Annotated in this window: 21 protein-coding genes; 8 read left to right on the forward strand and 13 right to left on the reverse strand. The window is 72.6% G+C overall.

Annotated elements, in window-relative coordinates; genetic code table 11:
• Window positions 1-48: 48 nt before the first annotated feature.
• On the forward strand, window positions 49-1263 hold the full coding sequence (locus ACFY2K_RS22405; RefSeq protein WP_375884597.1) for a pyridoxal phosphate-dependent aminotransferase: 1215 nt from the start codon (window positions 49-51) through the stop codon (window positions 1261-1263).
• A gap of 206 nt (window positions 1264-1469) precedes the next feature.
• Here the strand turns inward: ACFY2K_RS22405 and ACFY2K_RS22410 are convergent, their stop codons facing one another.
• Window positions 1470-3296, reverse strand: coding sequence for a phosphoenolpyruvate carboxykinase (GTP) (locus ACFY2K_RS22410; RefSeq protein WP_375884595.1), 1827 nt, complete (start codon window positions 3294-3296; stop codon window positions 1470-1472).
• A 285-nt stretch (window positions 3297-3581) separates the two neighbouring features.
• On the opposite strand from ACFY2K_RS22410, the gene ACFY2K_RS22415 reads away from it, so the two are divergent.
• Window positions 3582-4274 carry a hemolysin III family protein gene (locus ACFY2K_RS22415; RefSeq protein WP_375884593.1) on the forward strand — a complete coding sequence of 231 codons (693 nt, stop codon included), beginning with the start codon at window positions 3582-3584 and terminating at the stop codon, window positions 4272-4274.
• Here the strand turns inward: ACFY2K_RS22415 and ACFY2K_RS22420 are convergent.
• Window positions 4245-4895, reverse strand: a complete 651-nt coding sequence (locus ACFY2K_RS22420) for a hypothetical protein (RefSeq protein ID WP_387713453.1) — start codon at window positions 4893-4895, stop codon at window positions 4245-4247. The genes ACFY2K_RS22415 and ACFY2K_RS22420 overlap by 30 nt on opposite strands.
• Before the next feature lie 313 nt (window positions 4896-5208).
• Between ACFY2K_RS22420 and ACFY2K_RS22425 the strand changes: the two genes are divergently transcribed.
• The gene (locus tag ACFY2K_RS22425) at window positions 5209-6741 is read left to right on the forward strand and encodes an MFS transporter (protein WP_387713456.1); all 1533 of its coding nucleotides are present in this window, start codon (window positions 5209-5211) and stop codon (window positions 6739-6741) included.
• Between the two features lie 8 nt (window positions 6742-6749).
• On the forward strand, window positions 6750-7406 hold the full coding sequence (locus ACFY2K_RS22430; protein WP_380644359.1) for a TetR/AcrR family transcriptional regulator: 657 nt from the start codon (window positions 6750-6752) through the stop codon (window positions 7404-7406).
• Between the two features lie 56 nt (window positions 7407-7462).
• Here the strand turns inward: ACFY2K_RS22430 and ACFY2K_RS22435 are convergent, their stop codons facing one another.
• Window positions 7463-8347 carry a hypothetical protein gene (locus ACFY2K_RS22435; RefSeq protein ID WP_380589686.1) on the reverse strand — a complete coding sequence of 295 codons (885 nt, stop codon included), beginning with the start codon at window positions 8345-8347 and terminating at the stop codon, window positions 7463-7465.
• Between the two features lie 8 nt (window positions 8348-8355).
• A complete protein-coding gene (locus tag ACFY2K_RS22440; RefSeq protein ID WP_387713460.1) occupies window positions 8356-9042 on the reverse strand; it encodes a papain-like cysteine protease family protein in 687 nt (228 codons plus the stop codon).
• Between the two features lie 262 nt (window positions 9043-9304).
• Here ACFY2K_RS22440 and ACFY2K_RS22445 point away from each other — a divergent pair, with 262 nt between their 5' ends.
• On the forward strand, window positions 9305-10231 hold the full coding sequence (locus ACFY2K_RS22445) for a hypothetical protein (protein ID WP_375884874.1): 927 nt from the start codon (window positions 9305-9307) through the stop codon (window positions 10229-10231).
• 10 nt (window positions 10232-10241) lie between these two features.
• On the opposite strand, the gene ACFY2K_RS22450 is transcribed toward ACFY2K_RS22445, so the two are convergent.
• Both ACFY2K_RS22450 and ACFY2K_RS22455 read right to left on the reverse strand, forming a co-directional pair.
• Window positions 10242-10814 carry a hypothetical protein gene (locus ACFY2K_RS22450; protein WP_387713463.1) on the reverse strand — a complete coding sequence of 191 codons (573 nt, stop codon included), beginning with the start codon at window positions 10812-10814 and terminating at the stop codon, window positions 10242-10244.
• Window positions 10815-10852: 38 nt separating this feature from the next.
• Entirely contained in the window at window positions 10853-12529 is a 1677-nt protein-coding gene (locus ACFY2K_RS22455) for an alpha/beta hydrolase (RefSeq protein ID WP_387713465.1), read from the reverse strand.
• A gap of 89 nt (window positions 12530-12618) precedes the next feature.
• Here ACFY2K_RS22455 and ACFY2K_RS22460 point away from each other — a divergent pair, with 89 nt between their 5' ends.
• Window positions 12619-12996 carry a hypothetical protein gene (locus ACFY2K_RS22460; protein ID WP_380529361.1) on the forward strand — a complete coding sequence of 126 codons (378 nt, stop codon included), beginning with the start codon at window positions 12619-12621 and terminating at the stop codon, window positions 12994-12996.
• A gap of 27 nt (window positions 12997-13023) precedes the next feature.
• Here the strand turns inward: ACFY2K_RS22460 and ACFY2K_RS22465 are convergent, their stop codons facing one another.
• The 4 genes from ACFY2K_RS22465 to mca all read right to left on the reverse strand — a co-directional run bounded on the left by ACFY2K_RS22465 (window position 13024) and on the right by mca (window position 17271).
• On the reverse strand, window positions 13024-13887 hold the full coding sequence (locus ACFY2K_RS22465) for a GNAT family N-acetyltransferase (RefSeq protein ID WP_387713468.1): 864 nt from the start codon (window positions 13885-13887) through the stop codon (window positions 13024-13026).
• A 53-nt stretch (window positions 13888-13940) separates the two neighbouring features.
• On the reverse strand, window positions 13941-15998 hold the full coding sequence (locus ACFY2K_RS22470; RefSeq protein ID WP_387713471.1) for a thioredoxin domain-containing protein: 2058 nt from the start codon (window positions 15996-15998) through the stop codon (window positions 13941-13943).
• Window positions 15999-16125: 127 nt separating this feature from the next.
• Window positions 16126-16317, reverse strand: coding sequence for a hypothetical protein (locus ACFY2K_RS22475; RefSeq protein ID WP_375884569.1), 192 nt, complete (start codon window positions 16315-16317; stop codon window positions 16126-16128).
• Window positions 16318-16365: 48 nt separating this feature from the next.
• Window positions 16366-17271, reverse strand: a complete 906-nt coding sequence (gene mca / locus ACFY2K_RS22480) for a mycothiol conjugate amidase Mca (protein ID WP_375884567.1) — start codon at window positions 17269-17271, stop codon at window positions 16366-16368.
• Between the two features lie 240 nt (window positions 17272-17511).
• On the opposite strand from mca, the gene ACFY2K_RS22485 reads away from it, so the two are divergent.
• Window positions 17512-17925, forward strand: a complete 414-nt coding sequence (locus ACFY2K_RS22485; protein ID WP_375884564.1) for a DUF4307 domain-containing protein — start codon at window positions 17512-17514, stop codon at window positions 17923-17925.
• 353 nt (window positions 17926-18278) lie between these two features.
• On the forward strand, window positions 18279-18779 hold the full coding sequence (greA, locus tag ACFY2K_RS22490) for a transcription elongation factor GreA (RefSeq protein WP_375884562.1): 501 nt from the start codon (window positions 18279-18281) through the stop codon (window positions 18777-18779).
• Between the two features lie 142 nt (window positions 18780-18921).
• Here greA and ACFY2K_RS22495 read toward each other — a convergent pair whose 3' ends face one another.
• From ACFY2K_RS22495 to ilvA, 3 genes are all read right to left on the reverse strand, one after another.
• Complete coding sequence (locus tag ACFY2K_RS22495) at window positions 18922-19779, reverse strand: ABC transporter permease (RefSeq protein ID WP_375884559.1); 858 nt, start codon at window positions 19777-19779, stop codon at window positions 18922-18924.
• 1 nt (window position 19780) lies between these two features.
• Window positions 19781-20875: an ATP-binding cassette domain-containing protein gene (locus ACFY2K_RS22500; protein WP_380528112.1), complete on the reverse strand. Its 1095-nt coding sequence runs from the start codon at window positions 20873-20875 to the stop codon at window positions 19781-19783.
• A 169-nt stretch (window positions 20876-21044) separates the two neighbouring features.
• On the reverse strand, window positions 21045-22256 hold the full coding sequence (gene ilvA, locus ACFY2K_RS22505) for a threonine ammonia-lyase (RefSeq protein ID WP_380589732.1): 1212 nt from the start codon (window positions 22254-22256) through the stop codon (window positions 21045-21047).
• Window positions 22257-22264: the final 8 nt, after the last annotated feature.

Consider the following 22264-nt stretch of genomic DNA (forward strand, 5'->3'; position numbering starts at 1 on the left):
CCCGGACACCCGGCGCCGGGCCCCGGCGTGCCCCTAAAGTAGGCAGGCATGCAGGTCATCCAGTCCAGCAAGCTCGCCAACGTCTGCTACGACATCCGCGGCCCGGTGCTCGACGAGGCGATGCGGCTGGAGGAACAGGGCCACCGCATCCTCAAGCTCAACACCGGCAACCCGGCCACCTTCGGTTTCGAGGCGCCCCCGGAGATCCTCCAGGACATCCTGCGCAACCTCGCGAACGCGCACGGGTACGGCGACTCCAAGGGCCTGCTCTCGGCCCGCCGCGCCGTGGTGATGCACTACGAGGACCGCGGCCTGCACGGCCTCTCGGTCGACGACGTCTTCCTCGGCAACGGCGTCTCCGAGCTGATCCAGCTCGCCATGACCGCGCTGCTGGACGACGGCGACGAGGTGCTCGTCCCCGCGCCGGACTACCCGCTGTGGACGGCCTCGGTCTCGCTGGCCGGCGGCACCGCGGTGCACTACCGCTGCGACGAGCAGTCCGAGTGGTACCCGGACCTCGCCGACATCGAGGCCAAGGTCACCGACCGGACCAGGGCCATCGTGGTGATCAACCCGAACAACCCGACCGGCGCGGTCTACCCGCGCGAGGTGCTGGAGGGCATCGCCGAGATCGCCCGCCGGCACCAGCTGGTGGTCTACGCGGACGAGATCTACGACAAGATCCTCTACGACGACGCCGAGCACGTCCCGCTGGCCACCCTGGCCCCGGACCTCTTCTGCGTCACCTTCAACGGACTGTCCAAGGCCTACCGGGTCGCGGGCTTCCGCTCCGGCTGGATGGTGCTCTCCGGCGACCGGCAGCGCGCCCGCAGCTACATCGAGGGCCTGACCGTGCTCGCCTCGATGCGGCTGTGCGCCAACATGCCGGCCCAGCACGCGGTGGCCGCCGCGCTCGGCGGACGGCAGTCGATCAAGGACCTGCTGCTGCCCGGCGGCCGGCTGCTCGCCTCCCGCGACGCCGCGTACGAGCTGCTCAACCAGATCCCGGGCGTGAGCTGCGTCAAGCCGAAGGGCGCGCTGTACGCCTTCCCCCGGCTGGACCCGAAGGTCTACAAGATCAAGGACGACGCCCAGATGGTGCTCGACCTGCTGCGCTCCCAGCGGATCCTGCTGGTCCAGGGCACCGGCTTCAACTGGCCCGAGCCGGACCACTTCCGGCTGGTCACGCTGCCGCGGCCGGAGGAGATCACCGACGCGGTGACCAGGATCGGCGACTTCCTCAGCGGCTACACCCAGCCCTGACCCGCCGTGACCCGCCGTGACCCGCCCTACCGGCGGGGAAACGCGCGTGGGGAGCACGCGCGGGAAAACACTACGGCCGGAGTCCCGGGCCCGGGTGGTCTCCTTGGTCGGGGAAAGACCACCCGGCGGAACTCCGGCCGTCCTGCCACTCGGTCGGCGCGCGGTTCGTGCCGCGCGCCGACCTCTCGCTCGGCTGAGGCTCAGGCTCAGCCGAGGCGCGCGACCAGGCTCCGGTACTCGTCCCACAGCTCCTTCGGGGTGTGGTCGCCGAACAGCTCCAGGTGGGCCGGCACCAGCGCGGCCTCCTGGCGCCAGATGTCGGCGTCCACGGTGAAGAGCAGGTCGAGGTCCTCCTCGGACAGCTTGAGGTCGCCCAGGTCGAAGCCCTCGACCTTCGGCAGCACGCCGATCGGGGTCTCGACGCCGTCGGCGGTGCCCTCCAGGCGCTCGACGATCCACTTGAGCACGCGGCTGTTCTCGCCGTAGCCGGGCCAGACGAACTTGCCCTCGGTGTTCTTGCGGAACCAGTTGACGTAGTAGATCTTCGGCAGCTTGGCGGCGTCCGCCTGGGCGCCGACCTCCAGCCAGTGGGCGAAGTAGTCGCCCATGTTGTAGCCGCAGAACGGCAGCATCGCGAACGGGTCGCGGCGCAGCTCGCCGACGGTGCCCTCGGCGGCGGCGGTCTTCTCGGAGGCGATGTTGGCGCCCAGGAAGACGCCGTGCTGCCAGTCGAAGGACTCGGTGACCAGCGGGACGGCGGTGGCCCGGCGGCCGCCGAACAGGATCGCCGAGATCGGCACGCCCGCCTGGTCCTCCCACTCGGGGGCGATGGTCGGGCACTGCGCGGCCGGGACGGCGAAGCGGGCGTTCGGGTGGGCGGCGGGGGTGCCGGACTCGGGGGTCCAGTCGTTGCCGCGCCAGTCGGTGAGGTGTGCCGGGGGCTCCTCGGTGAGGCCCTCCCACCACACGTCGCCGTCGTCGGTGAGGGCGACGTTGGTGAAGACGGTGTTGCCCCAGAGGGTGTCGATGGCGTTGGCGTTGGTGTCCACGCCGGTGCCGGGGGCGACGCCGAAGAAGCCGGCCTCGGGGTTGATGGCGTACAGGCGGCCGTCGGCGCCGAAGCGCATCCAGGCGATGTCGTCGCCGATGGTCTCGACCTTCCAGCCCGGGATGGTCGGCTGGAGCATGGCCAGGTTGGTCTTGCCGCAGGCCGACGGGAAGGCGGCCGCGACGTACTTGACCTCACCGGACGGCGGGGTGAGCTTGAGGATGAGCATGTGCTCGGCCAGCCAGCCCTCGTCACGGGCCATGGTCGAGGCGATGCGCAGCGCGTAGCACTTCTTGCCGAGCAGGGCGTTGCCGCCGTAGCCGGAACCGAAGGACCAGATCTCCCTGGTCTCCGGGAAGTGCGAGATGTACTTGGTGCTGTTGCACGGCCACGGCACGTCCGCCTCGCCCTCGGCGAGCGGGGCGCCGACGGTGTGCACGGCCTTGACGAAGTCCCCGTCCTCGCCGAGCTGCTCCAGCACGGCCTTGCCCATGCGGGTCATCACGCGCATCGACACCGCGACGTAGGCGGAGTCGGTGATCTCGACGCCGTACGCGGCCAGCGGGGAGCCGACCGGGCCCATCGAGAAGGGCACGACGTACATCGTGCGGCCCTTCATCGCGCCGCGGAACAGTCCCTGCTCGCCCTGGAAGACCTCGCGCATCTCGGCGGGGGCCTTCCAGTGGTTGGTCGGTCCGGCGTCCTTCTCCTGCTCGGAACAGATGAAGGTGCGGTCCTCCACGCGCGCGACGTCGGACGGGTCCGAGGCGGCGTAGTAGGAGTTGGGGCGCTTCTCCTCGTTCAGCTTCTTGAAGGTGCCCTGAGCCACCAGCAGGTCCGCGAGGCGCTGGTACTCCTCGTCGGAACCGTCGCACCACTCGATGCGGTCCGGCTGGGTGAGCTCGGCGATCTCGCTCACCCAAGCGAGCAGCTGCTTGTGGCGGGTGGGCGCGGATGCGCTGAGAGCAGAGATCTCGTACGACACGATCGCTCCGTTTCACGCCGTCCCGGCGGGGAGACGGCGTAGCGGGGGTCTGAGGGTGCTTGCAGCGTAGACCCGGCTATTGGCCTCCAACGCGGCACTGCGGCGAAATTGACGCATCTTTTACTACAGTAAGTACGATTACCGGCCAGTAGCCCGCCCCTCACGTCCGGGCCGGAGTGTGCGGCGCCACACTCCGATTGCTCCAAAACGTCCAAGAGTGATGAGCACCACTTCCTTACGCGTCAGTAACCTACGGTGCCGTAGGTAGCAGGTAGCATGCTGCCCATGACTGCTGCTGCGCTCGCGGAGAGCACTGGGGAGGACCCGGCCGAGCGCCGGGAGGACAAGCCGAAGTGGCGCGGCTGGCTGCACGCCGGGATGTTCCCCGCCACCGTCGCCGCCGGGATCGTGCTGATCTGCCTGGCCGACTCCACACCGGCCAAGATCGCCTGCGCGGTCTACTCGGTCAGCGCCTGGCTGCTGTTCGGCGTCAGCGCGGTCTACCACCGCTTCGACTGGGGCCCGCGCGGGGACGCCGTGCTCCGGCGGCTGGACCACGCGAACATCTTCCTGATCATCGCGGGCACCTACACGCCGTTCACGATCCTGCTGCTCAACGGCGCCGACCAGCAGATACTGCTCTGGGTCGCCTGGGGCGGGGCGCTCGCCGGGATCGCCTTCCGGGTGTTCTGGGTCGGCGCGCCGCGCTGGCTGTACACCCCGGTGTACATCGCGCTGGGCTGGGCCGCCGCCTTCTTCCTGCCGGACTTCCTGCGCACCGGCGGGGTCGCCGTCCTGGTGCTGATGATCGTCGGCGGGGTGCTCTACAGCATCGGCGGCGTGGTGTACGGGCTCAAGCGGCCCAACCCCTCACCGCGCTGGTTCGGCTTCCACGAGGTGTTCCACGCCTTCACCCTCGGAGCCTTCATCGTCCAGTACGTCGGCGTCTCACTGGTGGCGTACAGCGCGGCCGGCTGAACCCGGCGCACCCCGACGGGCGGTCGTCCGGTCCGTGGACCGGGTGGCCGCCCGTTCGGCCGTCCAGGGCCGCTCGTACCCGGTGCGGGCCTGCGGGCGGCGCGGGTACGGCGGGTGGTCGGCGGCGCCCGGCTCCGGCTCCGGATCCGGCTCCGGGCCGACCGCGTGCTGCGACCGTGCCCGCTGCGCCTCTTGGACCTGCTGCGCCTCCCTCGCCTGCTGCGTCTGCTGCGTCTCCCGCGCCTGCTGTGCCTGCGACCGTGACCGCCCGGGGCGCACCGCCGCCGCGGACTCCGGCAGCACCGACCCGGCCGCCGCTCCGACCCGGCCGCGCGCCTGCCGCTCGTCCAGCGCCTCCCGGGCCCGGCGGCAGCGCTCGCAGTGCGCGGCGTCCGGGATGCCGCGCCGCGGCCGGTGCCCGGCCCGGGACGGCCGCCGGTGCGTCGCCTGCCAGCGCCGGCCGACGTACACCATGACCAGCAGCGTCTCGATCCCGGCGACCACGAGCACCAGGGGCGCCCCGTTGATCAGGTAGGCCGCGACCACGGCCAGCGCGGAACCCACCACCACGGCCCCGCCCCACACCTGGGCACGCGCCTGCCTGTCGTCACTGTCGGCCACTTCGGCTCCCCTTTCCCGGCGCCGGGCTCGTGGTCGGCTCCTGCCGCCCCACCCCTTCTCCGCTCTCGGCACGCGTCCGGCCAGCACTGACCGATTGCCACATGGTATCTACCGACAGTCACCCGGAGCCGCCCCGGGGCGGCGAACGACAGATCAACGTTGCGTCAATTCCTTGTGCGGAAGCAGCACTTCCAGGACACACCACGGAGAGTGATCAGATCATCGCACCAATTTTGAATTGACGGTCGGCCTCTTTTGATAGTTACTGTCATTTGACAGAAGCTTTCTCGAACCGCAGTCCCTGGAGGTCGCCGTGCCCGCCGATCCGCGCCGCTGGCTCGCCCTGGTCGCCGTCGCCCTGAGCGTCCTGGTGATCAGCTTCGACATGACGATCCTCAACGTCGCCCTGCCCACCCTGGCCTCGCAGTTGCAGGCCACCACCGGGCAGCAGCAGTGGATCGTCGACGCCTACACCGTGGTCTTCGCCGCCGCGATGCTCCCGGCCGGCCTGCTCGGCGACCGCATCGGCCGCCGCCGCACGCTCACCGTCGGCCTCGCCCTGTTCGGACTCGCCTCCGCCGTCGGCATGCTCACCGACTCGCCCGGCACCCTGGTCGCCGCCCGCGCCGCGATGGGCCTGGCCGCCGCCCTGGTCATGCCGATGTCGCTGGCGGTCATCCCCGGGATCTTCCCGGCCGGCGAGCGCCGCCGGGCCACCGCGATCCTCTCCGCCGCGATCGCCGGCGGCGCCCCGCTCGGGCCGCTGATCGGCGGCCTGCTGCTCCAGCACTTCTGGTGGGGCTCGGTCTTCGCCGTCAACGTCCCGCTCACCGTGATCGGCATGGTCGCCTGCCTCCTGCTGCTGCCCGAGACCCGCAACCCCGCCGCACCCCGGATCGACCTGCCCGCGACCGCCCTCGCCGCCACCGGCCTCGGCGCGCTCACCTACGGCATCATCGAGGGCTCCGACCGCGGCTGGGCCGACCTCCTGGTGCTCACCACCCTGACCGGCTCGGTGGTGCTGCTCACCGCCCTGGTGCTGCGCAGCCGCCGCCGGAGCGATCCGATGCTCGACCTCGCCCTGCTCGCCGACCCGACCTTCCGCTGGTCCTCGGTCGCCGCCACCCTGATCTCGCTCGTCCTGTTCGGCGCCTTCTTCGTCCTGCCGCTCTACTTCCAGAGCGTGCTCGGCACCGACGCCCTCGGCTCCGGACTGCGGCTGATGCCCATGATGCTCGGCCTGCTCGTCGCCGCCCGGCTCAGCGAACGGCTGGTGGCGCGGCTCGGCGCCCGCACCGTGATCACCCTCGGCCTGGCCCTGCTCGCCGCCGCCCTGCTGTTCGGCAGCCGCACCGGCAGCGCCGACGGGTACGGGCGGGCCGCGCCCTGGCTCACCGTCCTCGGCCTCGGCATGGGCCTGGCCCTGATCACCGCCCAGGGCTCCGCCCTGATCACCCTGCCGCCCGCCCGGGCCGGCGTCGGCTCCGGACTGCTCCAGACCCTGCGGCAGGTCGGCGGCGCGATCGGGATCGCCGTCTTCGGCAGCCTGCTGGCCGGGTCCTACCGGGGCGCGCTGGACACCGGCGGGCTCCCCGCCGAGGCGGCGCGCCGGGCCGGGGCGTCGGTGGTCGCCGCCGACGCCGTCGCCCGGGAGAGCGGGCGGCCGGCGCTCGCCGCCGCGGCACACGTGGCGTACGTGCACGGGATGGGGCTGGTCCTGCTGGTCGCCGGGCTGGTCGCGGCGTTCTCGGCGGTCCTGGTCGCGGCCCGGATGCCGGCCGGGGAACCCACCCGGGACACCCCCGCCGACCGGCCCGAACCCGCCACCGCCGGAGATCACCGATAATCGGGGCCATGAAGACCGAGCAGCCGACCGCGGCCCTCCCGGACGCCCCGACCAACCCGGTCCAGGCACTGCTGGAGGCGCCGCTGTCGCTGCGCGAGCGGAAGAAGTTGAAGACCCGGCAGACCGTGCGCCGCGAGGCCTACCGCCTGTTCGCCGAGCAGGGCTACGAGAACACCACGGTCGAGCAGATCGCCGCCGCCGCCGAGGTCTCCCCCTCCACCCTCTTCCGGTACTTCGCCACCAAGGAGGACCTCGTCCTGACCGACGAGTACGACCCGGCGATGATCGCCGCCCTGCTCGCCCGGCCGGCCGACGAACCCTTCCTGCGGTCCTGCCGGGAGGCCCTCATCGGCCTGATCCGCGCCCTGCTCCAGCACGAACGCCAGGAACTGCTGACCCGGATGCGGCTGGTCACCGAGGTCCCCGCGCTGCGCGCCGGACTGTTCCGGACCGGCAACAGCCCGCACGAGCTGTACCTCTCCGTCCTCACCCGGCGGGCGGGCGCCGAGCACCCCACGTACGAGATGCGGGTCACGGCCGCCGCCATCGGCGCCGCCACCGCCGAGGCCGTGCTCCAGTGGGCCGCGCAGGACGGCCGGGAGGACATCGCCGACTTGGTCGACCGCACCTTCGCGCTGCTGGAGAGCGGCTTCGCCGGGGTGTGAGCGCACGGTGACGTGACGGGGCCCGGCTCGGTGGAGAGCCGGGCCCCGTCGCGGTCTCAGCGGTTGCCCCGCCTGCGCCGCAGTACCGCGCCGGCGCCCACCAGCGCGGTGGCGCCGAGCGCGGCGGCCGCCGTCACGGCCGGCAGCGCCGAGCCGCCGTCCGCCCCGGCCGGGGCAGCCTCGGCCGCCCCCGCGGCGTTCACCTCGTAGCCGCCGCCCTTGCCCTCCCGGTCGTACGCCGAGCCGGGCAGCTTGTCCCCGTACCGCTGGTGCACCAGCTGCTGGTACCCGGCCAGCGACACCCCGCCCGCGCCCACCGAGCGCCGGGCCTCGTCGTCCAGCGGCAGCACCCGGCCGTCGCGCAGCACGTACCAGGCGTTGACCTGCGGCTCCCGGAAGGCCGTACCGCCGCCGCTGCCGGCCGCCTTCGCCGCGTAGTCGCTCTCGTCACCGCCGGAGGCGATGTTGACGACCCGCCAGGAGTCGCCCTGGCGGACCGTCCAGACCGAGGCGCTCTGCCCGTCCGCCGCGACCACCTTGCTCGCCGTGAACTCGGCCTTCGCCACCGGTGCGCCCGGGGTGCCGGACACGAAACCGGCGTCCAGGGTGTAGACCGGCACGGTGTCCCCGGCCAGGCGGGGCGCCGCGTCGCTCGCCGCCTTCGCCTCCTCGGCGGCACCGATGGTCAGTTGTCGGGTCGGCGGGACGCCCTTGCGGGCGAAGAAGTGGCCCACCTTGTCGAGCACCGCCGGGTCCTGGACGGCGCTGCGGGCCCCGGCCAGGTCGGCGGCGGGCACCGGCACGGGTGCGCCGGGTGCCGGTGCGCCCGCTGCGGGTGCCTCGGGTGCGTCGGCCTGCGCGGCCGGGGCGAGCGCCAGCGCGAGGCCGGCGGCGAGCAGGACGGTGACGGCGGCCCGGCGGGCCGTACTGAGCTCGGTCATGGTCGTCCTCACGCGCCGATCCGGTACAGGGAGTGGGTCCAGGAGAACGTGTTGTTGTTCACGTAGTACGAGTAGTCCGCCCAGTTGTAGCGGTAGTTGGACGGCCACGGGTCGCCCCAGTAGACCCAGTTGTTGCCGGTGTCGTACCCGTACAGGACGTGCATGTGCCCGCCGCCCGAGCTCCACTGGATGCGCGTCTCGATCGGACGGTTGGCGTCCACCTCGGACTGCACGGTGGTGTAGCGCAGGTACCCGGTGACGTACGAACCCGGGTTGATGCCGACCCAGTCCAGCCCGTTCTGCACGTCGGCCAGCGAGGCCTGGCTGTTGGGGCAGCTGGAGTCGACCGAGCGGCCGAACGCGGCGTTGCAGAACTGGTTCTGGCTGTAGTTGTAGCCGAACCAGGTGGCGATGGTGTTCCCGCTCGCCGCCCAGCACCAGTTGGTCTGCTGTTGCTGCTGCATGGTGATGTTGAGCTTCTTGAACGTGCCGGCCAGATCGGCCGTGCTGCCGGGCGCCGCCGCCGGGCGGACCTGGTGCGCGGCCCGGTGGAGGGCGGGGGCGGGGGCGGGGGCGGGGGCGGCCGTGGGGGTGGCCGACGCCGGGGTGCTCACCGCGGCGGTCAGCGCCGGGCCCAGCACGCCCAGGGCCAGCAGCGAGACCGCGCGGCGCAGCCGTATCCGTGGAACTGGCATGGGGGAATGCCTCCTTGCACGAGTGGAGCGAGGTGCTGTGGGGGGCGCGGTCCGGATCGCGCCCCGAGCATCGCGCCGCACTCCGGGCCCGGTCAACGGCCCCGGACCGGCCCCGACCGCGCTGTGAACGGGCCCGCGCGGATGTGAACCGCAGCCGGGAAACCCCGGCGCGAGCTGCCCGGACCGGTGACAAACCGCCGCCCGGATGTGAATATTCACGGTCAAAACCCGGAACCCGGTCCGCGCCCGCCAGGAGGCCGCCATCCACCGAAGCGACCCAGCCGACCTCGCCGCCGCCCTGCGCACCGGCCCGTTCCACCTCGCCCTGCGCACCGCCATCGCCACCCGCGGCCTCGCCCTGCACCGCATCCGCCGCCACCTCGCCCTGCGCGGCGTCAACGTCGGCCTCACCAGCCTCAGTTACTGGCAACAGGGGCGCCGCCGGCCCGAACGCCCCGAATCACTACGCGCCGTCGCCGCCCTCGAAGACGTCCTCGACCTCCCCGAGCACTCCCTCACCCGGCTCCTCGGCCCCCGCCGCACCGCCGCGGCCGCCGGACCCCCCGTCCGCCCCTACCGCGACCTGATCTCCCCGCCCACCGCCGTCGACGGCCTGCTCGCCGTCCTCGCCGGCCCCCGCGACACCGGCCTGCACACCATCACCCACATCGAACGCATCCGCGTCGGCCCCGACCGCCAACTCACCCGCCGCGACTCCCAACACGCCCTGCGCGCCCACCGCGACGGCATCGACCGCTACCTCGCCCTCCACCAGGGCGACCCCGGCAGCGACACCGCCCTCGTCGGCGTCCGCGCCGAGGAGAACTGCCGCCCCGGCCGCATCCGCCGCGACCAGACCCACCACCTCCTCGCCGCCGAACTCCTCCTCGACCGCCGCCTGCGCGCCGGCGACACCCACCTCCTCGGCTACGGCTTCGACGACGCCCCCTCCCCCACCCCCAGCTGCGAGTACGTCCGCGGCTTCAACTCCGGCGCCGGCCAGTACGTCCTCCAGATCACCTTCCACCCCGCCGCCCTCCCCGTCCGCTGCCACCGCATCGCCCTCCACTCCCCCGGCGCAGCCCCGTACGAGACGGAGGAGTTGACCCTCGACGGCCACCACTGCGTCCACCTGGTCGCCACGGCGATCCGCCCGTGCATCCTGGGCATCCGGTGGGACTGGGAGTGAGGCGGCGAGGTCAGTGCGACCAGTACGGGTCGTCGACGTCGGGGGCGGGCTCGTGCCCGGTCAGCCGAGGACCGACCGGGGACTCGCCGTAGCCTTCGGCGGGCTGGTAGCGCACTCCGGACGCCTCTGCGCTCATGAGCACTTGCACGGTCGAGTCGGTCGTGGAACTCACCACCGACAGCGTGAACAGGGCTTCTCCGCGCCCGGAACAGTTCAGGTCCGTGTAGCGCTTCGCCCCGGCTTCCGAGGATCCTCCGGATCGACAATGCCCACCCCAGAGCTGATCGAGCCGGTCCAGCAGTACCTGAATCTTCGCCGGGGCCACCCTGGTCCGGACGGAGACCGAGGCCGTGACGCTGGACCGCAGACTCGGCTCGCCGTCGGCGTGATCCGGAGCACGCTCGACGACGTACACGCCGCCGAAGTAGCTCAGCACCGGACTGATCGCGTCCGAAGCAGCCCTCAGGGTGTCGTCGAGCTGCCCCTTGGTCTCACTCGCGCTCCGGGTGGAATCCCGGTCCATCAGCGCCATCGGGCCGTACCCGTTGTAGAACAGCCCCGTCCCGACGGCCAGGACGACCATCGCTGCCACGGAACAGCCCAGCATCCGTCGCGGCCGCTTCACCCGCGTTGACCCTGCAGTTTGACGCCCCCGCTGCCCGTGACGACGGCCGCGATGTTGTCCAGCGAGGGCCCACCCCGCCCGTTCAGGTACTTGGTGTGCGCATCGACGGGGTTGCCACGGCTCCAGTCGTCGACGGTGAAGCGGTTCGCACCGAAATGCTTGCTGGACGGATCCCTGCCGTACCAGCGCTCGTCCGGGTCGAGGCTGAACTTCGACGGGGCGTGCGTCACGACGTCGTTGTCGGCGGCACCGACCCAGACGTGACCAGCGGGCATCCTGAGGTCGGCGGCCTTGTCCACGCCGACACCCGGGCTGCCGATGAAGACCACGTCGTCCGGCGGCACGTAGTGCGACCCCGGCTGGGTGGCGAGCCTGGTCGCCTGACCGACCAGGTACGACCCGTAACTGTGCCCGACCGCGGTGACGTGCGGGGGCTGGGTGCCCTCGTGGCTCGCCCGCACCCCGCTCAGGAAGTTCGCGTACGCCGGGGCGCCGTCCTTGCCTGCCTTGGTCGACGCGGCTCCGAGGTCCATTCCCGGCGAGTCGTAACCGAGCCAGACCACCGAGGCGACGGAGTGACCGGCCGGGGCCTTGCCGCTCGCGGCGCGATAGAGGTTGAGACCGTTCTCCGCCTCGTTGGTCCCGTCGTTCTTCCCGGTCCCGAGGCTCGCCATCGTGGTGGTGATCCCCGGCACGTACACGGAGACGTCGGTGGCGGTATCCGGATTCCCGTAGGAGAGGACCGCCCGGCCCTGCCCCTCGTCACCGAGACCCAACAGGTAGATCGGCGGATCGCCCTGGCTCGCGGCGAGGCGTTCGCCGATCGGACCGTAGAGGGCGAGGTTCGCCTTGTCGCCGGCGTCCAGTGGCTGCCTCAGCCTCAGTTTGGCCCTGATGGGACCCATCAGGGCCTCCAGGTGCTTGCGGTTCACCTGGTCCCGCACCTCCGCCGGAATGCCGTCCAGATTGCCGAGCACCTCCGGGTGGTGGCTGAGGAACCACTGCTGGCCCTGCGGGCCGAGCCCCTTCCACCAGGAGTTGACCTCGGTGGCAGGCGCGCCCTTGAGCGGCATGTTCCGCCGCCACTCCGGGTTGGACGCATCGCCGAACTGTTCCATGTACGCATCGGCGCCGGCCGTCTTCTCGTCCAGGCCCGACTTGTCCTTGGCGTGCCCGGCGAACCTGTTGAGCCCGGCGGTCAGGGCGTCGTCGGCCTCCGCCGCGTCGGCCAGCGCCTTGGCGATCTGCTTGCTGATCCCGTCGGCGGCTGTCTTCTGCTTGGCCTCCCAGTCCGGCGCCTGGTACGGGTTGGTCGACGCGGGCCAGCTCACGGCACCGGTGTCGCTGACCGTGAAGCCCTTCGCCTGCGCATCCGACAGTGCGGTGGTGAGCCTGCCCTGGGCCAGCGTCATGGCATCGGCGCAGTCACGGATCTCCTTGCCGATCAGGCCGAGCTCCGTCACCGCCGCACGCATCTTGCCGGTGAAACCGTCGAGCACCGGCATCGCGGCGTCGGCCGCCGGCCCCGACCACTGGGAGCCGTGGGCCCGGTCGGCGGTCCCGCTCTTCCAGTCCGTGGCGTGTTGCGCCATGGCCTTGCACAAGGTGTCGTACGCCCCTGCGGCCGTGTACAGGTCCGCCGGTCTGGCGTTCCTCAGGCTTGCGATGTCCATCCCCGCACCCCCTGTGTGCCCTGTGTCCCCCACGACACTCACAGCTACCATAGCGTCCGCGACCGACGCGGCTGTCAGGGGGAAACCGCATGGGACAGGACCCGGGATTCACCGTCAAACCAGGCGAGTTGGCCGCTGCCGGGAGCAATGCGCTGACGGTCGCCGGGAAGGTCCCCGAGGAGACGGCGAAGCTCGCGGAGCCGAGCGCCACGGCCGCCGGGAGCCTGGCCGGGTGGCAGAGCGGGGCGGCGCTGACGGGGTGCGGCAGTGCGTGGAAGACCTTGCTGGACGGGCTCGCCACCGACATGAAGACCGCCGGGGGCCATCTGATCACCTGCGCGCACGACTACCGGAACACCGACCACCGGAACGCCGACCACCTGCCGCCACCGGCGGCGGCGTCCCACGACCCCTTCGAGACGAAGGTGGCCGGGGTGGCCGGCGTCCACCTGACCAGGGACGCGTGACGCCTTGCCGCGTTCCGCGCAACTCCGTTACGGCGTCCGGAAGTCCACCACCAGGCAGTCCTCCACCGGCCGGTAGCCGATCTGCTGGTAGATGGAGTTGCTGGTCGGGTTGGCGAGGTCGGTGTAGAGCAGCACCTCCTGCGCCCCCAGGCCGAGCGCGTGGGCGGAGGCCGCCGCGGTGACGGCGCTGGCGTAGCCGCGGCCGCGGCGGTCGGCGGGGGTGTAGACCGGGCCGATGCGGGACATTCCGGCGAGCACGGGGCTGGCGCCGGCCAGGGCGACCGGGGTGCCCGCGTCCTCCCAGAGGTGGAGGCTGCCGGAGGCCAGCTTGTCGTCCACCGCCCGGGCCACGTCGGAGGGGGCGATCTCGACTTCGCGCAGGAACTCCTCGTACCAGCGGATCGCCAGTTCCCGGTCGGGCGGTCCGGCGAGCCGGGGCCGGCCGGCGGGCGGGCGCGGCGGGTCGGTGAGCCGGCCGAGCCGGTAGAGCCGCTCCTCGACCCGGACGGAGTGGTCGATGCCGGTGGCGGCCGTCCAGGCCTCGGCGAAGGCGCGGACCGGCTCGGCCCCGCCGCCGACTCCGGCGACCTCGGTGAACCCGGGGCCGGCCTCGGCCAGGCGGACCGCCAGCTCGGCGGCCAGGGCCGGGGGCATGGCGGAGAGCCGGGGGGCGAACGGCGGGGTCTGCAGGAAGGCGCCCTCGACCGATCCGCCCGGTCCGGCCCGCCACCAGCCGAAGACCGGCGGCCGCTCCCCGAAGGCGTCGAGGCCGGCTCCGGCGAGCCGGTGGGCGACGGTGAGCAGGACGGTGTTCTCGGCCGGGCGGGTGGCCAGGAAGTCGCCCGCGTGGTGGCGGAAGTCGTCGAGCGAGGTGCTGAGCGTCCAGGTCATGGACCATCTTCACCCCGCTCGACGCCCGTGCGCCAACGGTTATTCGCCCACGACTATTCGCCCACGGCCACGACGACGCCGAGCCGCTCGCCGAGCACCGCCGGATCGGTGGTGGGCGCCTCGCAGGCGAAGTGCCGGCAGACGTACGCCGCGGGCGCGCCGCCGACCAGCGGGCGGTCCGCCAGCAGCGGCACCTCGGCGGCGGCCTCGCCCGGCTCGCCGACCGCGACGACGGCGCCGGGCGCCGTCCCGAGCAGCGCGGCCCGGCGCAGCGCCGCGGTGGCCGGGTGGTCGGCCGGGCCGACGACGGCGACCTCGCGCGGCCCGTCGAGCAGGGCCTCGGCGACGGCGAGGCCCCAGCCGATGAACCGGGGGGCCCGGGCGGCCAGGGCGCCGACGATGCCGAGGGCGCGTTCGGCGGCGGTGCGGTGCCGCTCGGAGCCGGTGTACGCGGCGTAGCCGAGGAGGGCGCCGGCGGCGGCGGTCCAGCCGGAGGGGGTGGCGTTGTCGGTCGGGTCCTGGGGGCGGCGGATGAGTTCCTCGGCGTCGTCGGCGGTGTCGTAGAGGGCGCCGGAGTCCTCGTCGGTGAAGTGCTTGAGCACGGTGTCGAGCAGGCCGCCCGCCAGTTGGAGCCATTCCGCCTCGCCGGTGACGGCGTAGAGGGCGAGGAAACCCTCGGCGGTGTCGGCGTAGTCCTCCAGGACACCGGCGTTGGTGCCGGGGCGGCCGTCCCGGGAGGTGCGCAGCAACCGGCCGTCGGGGGTGAGGTGGACGGCGAGCAGCAGGTCGGCGGCGCGTTCGGCGGCCTCGACGAGGTCGGGGCGCTCCAGAAGGGCGCCGGTCTCGGCGAGGGCGGCGATGGCGAGGCCGTTCCAGGCGGCGACCACCTTGTCGTCGCGGGCGGGTGCGGGCCGGGCCGCCCGGGCCTGGAGCAGCCGCTGCCGGATCTCCTCGTACTCGGCGAAGTCCACCGGGTCGGTGAGGAGTTGGAGCACGGATGTGCCGTGTTCGAAGGTGCCGTCGGCGGTGACGGTGAACAGCCGGGCGGCGGTGGCCGCGTCGGCCGGGCCGAGCAGGTCGACCAACTGGCCGGGCTCCCACACGTAGTAGGCGCCCTCGGCGGAGGCGCCGGTCTCCTCGTCGAGGCTGTCGGCGTCCAGCGCGGACGCGAACGCGCCTTCGGGCGTGCGGAGTTCGCGCAGCAGGAAGTCGGCCGTGGACAGCGCGACCCGGCGGGCGAGCGCGGAGCCGGTGGCCCGCCACAGGTGCAGGTAGGCGCGCAGCAGCAGGGCGTTGTCGTACAGCATCTTCTCGAAGTGCGGCACCACCCAGTCGGCGTCCACGGCGTAGCGGGCGAAGCCGCCGCCGAGCTGGTCGTGGATGCCGCCGCGGGCCATCGCCTCGGCGGTGCGGACGGCCATCTCCAGGGCGGCCTCGGAGCCGGTCCGGGCGTGGTGGCGGAGCAGGAACTCGATCACCATGGCCGGGGGGAACTTGGGGGCCCCGCCGAAGCCGCCACGGGCCTGGTCGAACTCCCGGCTGAGGGTGACCAGGGCCTGGTGCAGGTCGGCGTCGGCCGGCGGGTGGTGGGCGCCGGCCGAGTAGACGGCGGCGCGCTCCGCGAGGTCGGCCCGGATCCGCGCGGCGACCTCGCCGACCTCCTGCCGCCGGTCCCGCCAGGCCGCGTCCACGCCCTCCAGCACCTGCCGGAAGGACGGCATCCCGTGCCGCGGGGCGGGCGGGAAGTAGGTGCCGAAGTAGAACGGCTCCTTACCCGGCGTGAGGAAGACCGTCATCGGCCACCCGCCCTGCCCGGTCGCCGCCTGCACGGCCTCCATGTACACCGCGTCGACGTCCGGCCGCTCCTCCCGGTCCACCTTGACCGCGACGAACCGCTCGTTCAGGTACCCGGCGAGCTCCGCGTCCTCGAAGCTCTCGTGCGCCATCACATGACACCAGTGACAGGCCGCATAGCCGACGCTGAGCAGCACCGGCACCCCCCGCCGCTCGGCCTCCGCGAAGGCCTCCGGCCCCCAGGGCCACCAGTCGACCGGATTGTCGGCGTGCTGCAGCAGGTACGGCGAGGTCGCGTCCGCGAGACGGTTCGGCATGGCCCCCATCCTCCCGCACGACGGGCCCCGCAGGCGTCAGGCCGCCCCGCCGGGCCGGCTTCCCCCGGGGCCGGGCCGGCGGGCGTCGCGCCCTCGCCCGGGGCCGTGGGGCCCCGGGCGGGAGGGGCTACTCCTTGGGGGCTTCCGGCTCCTCCGTGAAGTTGACCTTCTTGAACTGGCGGTTCATCGACTTGGCCAGGAACCACGTCGCCACGCCGAGGGCGGCGAAGACGACGAAGCCGAGGAGACCGGGGGTGACCTTGGCGTCGTCGACGGCGAGGTCAGCGGCGAGGTGGACGAGGTTCACGGGGGCGCTCATATCTCTATGGTGGCCCGGCTCACGCCGAGCCGGGCCGTCGGGGGTGGGTCAGTCGCGCGCGTCGGCGGCCTCGGCCGCCAGGGTGGGGGTGCGCAGTCCGGCGAACAGGTCGTCCTCCGGGAGGTCCACGTCGATCAGGGTACGGGCGAGCTCGTAGTCCTCGGTGGGCCAGACCTCGCGCTGGACGTCGAGCGGGACGCGGAACCACGGGCCGTCCGGGTCGATCTGGGTGGCGTGGGCGATCAGCGCGCGGTCGCGGGTCTCGAACCAGTCGTCGCAGCGCACCCGGGTGGTGATCTCGCGCTCCTGGCGGCCGCTCTTCTCCCAGCCCGCGATCCACTCGCCGTACGGGGAGTCGTGCCCGTGCTCGGTGAGGTACTGGTGCAGGGCGCGGATGCGGCCCATCGGGAAGCCGTGGTTGTAGTAGAGCTTGAGCGGCTGCCAGGGCTCGCCGGCCTCGGGGTAGGCGTCCGGGTCGCCGGCGGCGTCGAAGGCCAGCATGGTGATCTTGTGGGTCATGATGTGGTCCGGGTGCGGGTAGCCGCCGTTCTCGTCGTAGGTCGTGATGACCTGCGGCTTGAACTCACGGATCAGCCGGACCAGCGGCTCGGCCGCCTCCTTGACGTCCTCCAGGGCGAAGCAGCCCTCGGGCAGCGGGGGCAGCGGGTCGCCCTCCGGCAGGCCGGAGTCCACGAAGCCCAGCCAGGCCTGCTTGACGCCGAGGATCGCCCGCGCCTCGTCCATCTCCTTGCGGCGCACCTCGTGGATGTTCTCCTCGACGTACGGGTCCCCCTGCAGCTTGGGGTTGAGGACCGACCCGCGCTCGCCCCCCGTGCAGGTGGCCACGAGCACGTCCACACCGTGCTCGACGTACATGGCCATGGTGGCCGCGCCCTTGCTGGACTCGTCGTCCGGGTGGGCGTGCACCGCCATCAGTCGCAACTGCTCAGTCAACGCCTTGCGTTCCTTCCACATCGTCGGGCGTTCCGCGAAGTCCGGTCTGCCCACCGTACGAACCGCTCACTTCGGGACCACGTCGCCGCGGGGCCGGCCTGCGGCAGGTCTCCGGCACGGCCGGGCCCCGCCCCCGCCGGACCGGCCGCGGGCGTGCCCCTCCTATAGTGACGGAATGGAGGTCCGTCGCATTCCCCCGCACCACCCGCGCGGCTCCTCCCGAGGAGAGGACGGAGTCCGATGACTGCACAGAGCACCGCGACGCAGCTGCCCGAGGGGCGCTACGGCCGGAGGGGCGACGGCGAGTCGGACCGTCGGCTCAAGGTGGTCGGCGCGGTCTGCGGCGTGCTCGGCCTGGGGCTGATCGCCTGGCTGGGCGGCTCCTACCTGCTGCGCGAGTCGAAGATCAACGGCTCGGTGCCGACCTTCCAGGTGCTCTCCGACTCCGAGGTGCAGCTGCACCTCAGCGTGCGCAAGAGCGACGGGACGGCCGGCACCTGCACGGTCCGTTCGCAGGGCGACGACCACGGGGTGGTCGGGGTGGCCGACTTCCCGGTCCCCGCGGCCGGGTCCAGCTACGAGGCCACCGTCACCCTGCGCACCACCGCCCGCGGCACCACCGCCGAGCTGCTCGGCTGCACCCCGGCGAAGTAACGGCGCGGCACGCGGAGTCCACCCGGCGGAGCAGCGGGGACGTAGCGGGGACGTGGCGGGGCCGTGGCGGGAAAGCGGCCGGAACGCAGTGGGTACGCATACTCACCCGCCGGAACGGGCATCCGTAGGAAGTCCCGCAGCCGGTTGCCGTACACCGTGGCGCAACGCCACCGTCAATGCCGCGCCAACGCCTCTCCCGCTTGTCCGCAGGACTTGTTAGGCTCGTGGTTTCGCCCCTTCCGCACCGGATGGTACGGGAGCGGGCGTTGCTTTGTAGTTACGACCAATATCATCGTCGACCCTGCTGACGACTCACACCCTCAGCTCAGCCCCAGCACCTACGAGGAGCACCCGTGACCCAGACCAGCGAGAACGTGACCTGGCTCACTCAGGCCGGCTACGACCAGCTCAAGGCCGAGCTGGATCACCTGACCGGGCCCTGGCGCATCGAGATCGCCCAGAAGATCGAGGCGGCGCGCGAGGAGGGCGACCTCAAGGAGAACGCCGGCTACCACGCGGCGAAGGAGGAGCAGGGCAAGCAGGAGCTGCGCATCCGCCAGCTGACCCAGCTGCTGGAGCGCGCCAAGGTCGGCGAGGCCCCGGCCGACTCCGGCGTGGTGGCCCCGGGCATGGTCGTCACGGTCGCGTTCGACGGTGACGAGGACGACCTGATGGAGTTCCTGCTCGCCTCGCGCGAGGTCGCGGGCGCCGACGCCGTCGACGTCTACTCGCCGCAGTCGCCGCTGGGCCGCGCGATCGACGGCAAGAAGATCGGTGACGAGGCCACCTACGAGCTGCCGAACGGCAAGCCCGCCATGGTGAAGATCGTCAAGGTCGTGCCGCACGCCGGCTGACCCGGCCCCGAGCAGCACCGCCGGAGGGCGGTTGCGGAGTCCGTAGGGGACTCCGCAACCGCCCTCACGCATCTCCGGCCGACGGAAGCAGAAGACGTCAGAGCCGGACCGTAGGCCGAAAGCGCAGCCGCGGCCGCGCCGCTCAGCCCGCCGCCGAGCGGTACTTGCGCACCGACAGCCACGAGAACACCGCCGTGATCACCACCGACCACAGCACCGACACCAGCGCCGCGTGCTGCATCGGCCAGGCGCTGTCCACCGGGCCGACCTGGTTGCCGAAGAGGTCCCGGCAGGCCTGCACGGTCGCGCTGAACGGGTTCCAGTAGGCGACGCCCTGCAGCCACCCCGGCATCGAGCTGACCGGCACGAAGGCGTTGGAGATGAAGGTCAGCGGGAACAGCCAGATCAGCCCGGCCGAGGTGGCCGCCTCGGGGCTGCGCACCGAGAGGCCGATCAGCGCGCCGATCCAGGAGAAGGCGTAGCCGAGCAGGAGCAGCAGCCCGAAGGCGCCGAGCGCCTTGAGCACCCCCTCGTGGATCCGCCAGCCGACCAGCAGCGCGACCAGCGCCAGCACGACGAGCGTGAAGGCGGTCTGGCACAGGTCCGCGAGGGTGCGGCCGACCAGCACCGCGGAGCGGGCCATCGGCAGCGAGCGGAAGCGGTCCACCAGGCCCTTGGTCATGTCCTCCGCGATGCCGGCCGAGGCGCCGGCGACGGCGAAGGTGACGGTCTGGGCGAAGATGCCGGCCATCAGGAACTGGATGTACGTGTGGGAGCTGGAGTTCGTCCCGGGGATCTTGATCGCCCCGCCCATGACGTACGAGAACAGCAGCACGAACATGACCGGCTGCATGAGCCCGAACACCACGATCTCGGGGATCCGGGACATCCTGCGCAGGTTGCGCTTGGCGACCACCCAGGAGTCGTGCAGGGTCGCGGACAGGCCCCGGCGGGGCGTCGGCATGGCCGCGCCGATGGCGTGCTCGGTGGAGGTGCTCATCTCAGCGCTCCGTTCCGGCCGCGACGGCCTGCTGCTCGTCGGGCCCCTGGCCCCCGCCGTCGGCACCGTCCGCGCCGCCCGCGCCGCCGCCCGAGGAGCCGCGGCCGCGACCGCCCCGGCCGCGGCCCTTCGCACCGCCGCCGTCCTCCTCGGCCGACTCGGCGATGTGGCCGGTGAGGGTGAGGAAGACGTCGTCCAGGGTGGGGCGGCGCAGGCCGATGTCGTCGATCTCGATGCCCCGGCCGTCCAGTTCGCGGATCACGTCGGCGAGCACCCGGGCGCCGCCGCTGACCGGCACGGTGATCCGCCGGGTGTTCTTCTCCACCGCGGGCTCGCCCAGCGCGTACCCGGACAGGGCCGCGACCGCGTCCGTGACCAGGCCCGGGTCGTGCACCACGACCTCGATCCGCTCGCCGCCGATCTGCGCCTTGAGCTGGTCGGCGGTGCCGCGGGCGATCACCCGGCCGTGGTCGACCACCGCGATGTCGTGGGCGAGCCGGTCGGCCTCCTCCAGGTACTGGGTGGTGAGCAGCAGCGTGGTGCCCTGCTCGACCAGGGTCTCGATGACCTCCCAGAGCGCGAGCCGGTTGCGCGGGTCGAGCCCGGTGGTCGGCTCGTCGAGGAACATCACCGGCGGCCGGACGACCAGCGCGGCGGCGAGGTCGAGGCGGCGGCGCATGCCCCCGGAGTAGGTCTTGGCGGTGCGGTCCTTGGCCTCGGTGAGGTTGAACCACTCCAGCAGCTCCAGCGCGCGGGCCTTCGCGCTGCGGGTGCTCATCTGGTAGAGCTCGCCGACCATGGTGAGGTTCTCGAAGCCGGTCAGGTACTCGTCGACCGCCGCGTACTGGCCGGACAGCCCGATCAGGCTGCGGACCTTGTTGGGGTGCTTGAGGACGTCGACCCCGGCGACCACCGCGTGGCCGGAGTCGGGACGGAGCAGGGTGGTGAGGACGCGCACGGTGGTGGTCTTCCCGGCGCCGTTCGGGCCGAGCAGCCCGAGCACCGTGCCCTCGGGGACGTCGAGGCTGACGCCGTCCAGGGCTCGTACGTCGCCGAAGGTCTTCACCAGGTTCTCGGCTTGGATGGCTGGCGCCATGGCCTGCCTCATCTCCTCGGACGAATGTAGCGATCTGTCCCACTTTGCCCCCCGTTCGGGCGCGTGGGCGACTCGGTTCTCGGCCACCGACACAGAACGCGATGTATCGCGATCCTGGCAACTCGCGATACATCGCGTCAAGCGAATTCGGGGAACCGCCCGCGGGGGCTCAGCCGGAGACCACGTACCCCGCGTCCCGCAGCTCCCCCACCACCAGCGCGCAGTGCTCCGGCCCCTTGGTCTCCAGGTGCAGGTCCACCTCGACCTCGGTGAGCCCCAGCCGGGGGTCGATCCGGACGTGCGCGACGTCCAGCACATTGGCGTCCACCCTGGTCAGCACCCCCAGCAGGTCCGCCAGCGAGCCCGGCTTGTCCGCCAGCCGCACCCGCAGCGACAGGTAGCGCCCGGCCGCCGCCAGCCCGTGCCGCAGCACCCGCTGCATCAGCTGCGGGTCGATGTTGCCGCCGGAGAGCACCGCCACCACCGGGCCCTCGAACGAGTCCGGCTGCTCCAGCAGCGCCGCGATCGGGGCCGCCCCGGCCGGTTCGACCACCAGCTTGAGCCGCTCCAGGCCGAGCAGCAGGGCCCGGGACAGCGCGTCCTCGGAGACCGTGCGGATACCGTCCGCCAAGGTGTTGACCACCTCGAACGGGATGTCCCCGGGGCGCCCGACCATGATCCCGTCGGCCATCGTGGCGAACTGCTCCAGCGAGACCGGCCGCCCGGCCGCCAGCGAGGGCGGGTACGCGGCCGCGGCCGCCGCCTGCACCCCGACCACCCGGACGTCCGGCCGCAGCGGCTTGACCGCCGCCGCGATCCCGGCCAGCAGCCCGCCGCCGCCCACCCCGACCAGGATGGTGCGCACCTCGGGGCACTGCTCCAGGATCTCCAGGCCGACGGTCGCCTGGCCGGTGACCACGTCCCAGTGGTCGAAGGGGTGGATGAACACCGCGCCGGTCGCCTCCGCGTACCGCTGCGCGGCCTGCAGCGCCTCGTCGACGGTGGCGCCGTGCAGCCGGACCTCGGCGCCGTACTCGCGGGTGGCGGCGACCTTCGGCAGCGGCGCCGCGACCGGCATGAACACGGTCGAGCGCACCCCCAGCAGCGAGGCCGCCAGGGCCACCCCCTGGGCGTGGTTCCCGGCGCTCGCCGCGACCACCCCGCCGGCCCGCTGCACCGGCGAGAGCCCCGCGATCCGCACGTACGCCCCGCGCAGCTTGAAGGAGCCGGTGCGCTGGAGGTTCTCGCACTTGAGGTGGACCGGCGCGCCGATCAGCCCGGAGAGGTGGCGGCTGCCCTCCATCGGGGTCACCCGGGCGACCCCAGCGAGCATCTTCTGGGCGCCGCGGACGTCGTCGAGGGTGATCGGCCAGTTGTGCATGATCCCAG

Origin of the sequence: Kitasatospora sp. NPDC001309, assembly GCF_042896295.1 — a bacterium.
Taxonomy (GTDB): Bacteria; Actinomycetota; Actinomycetes; order Streptomycetales; family Streptomycetaceae; genus Kitasatospora.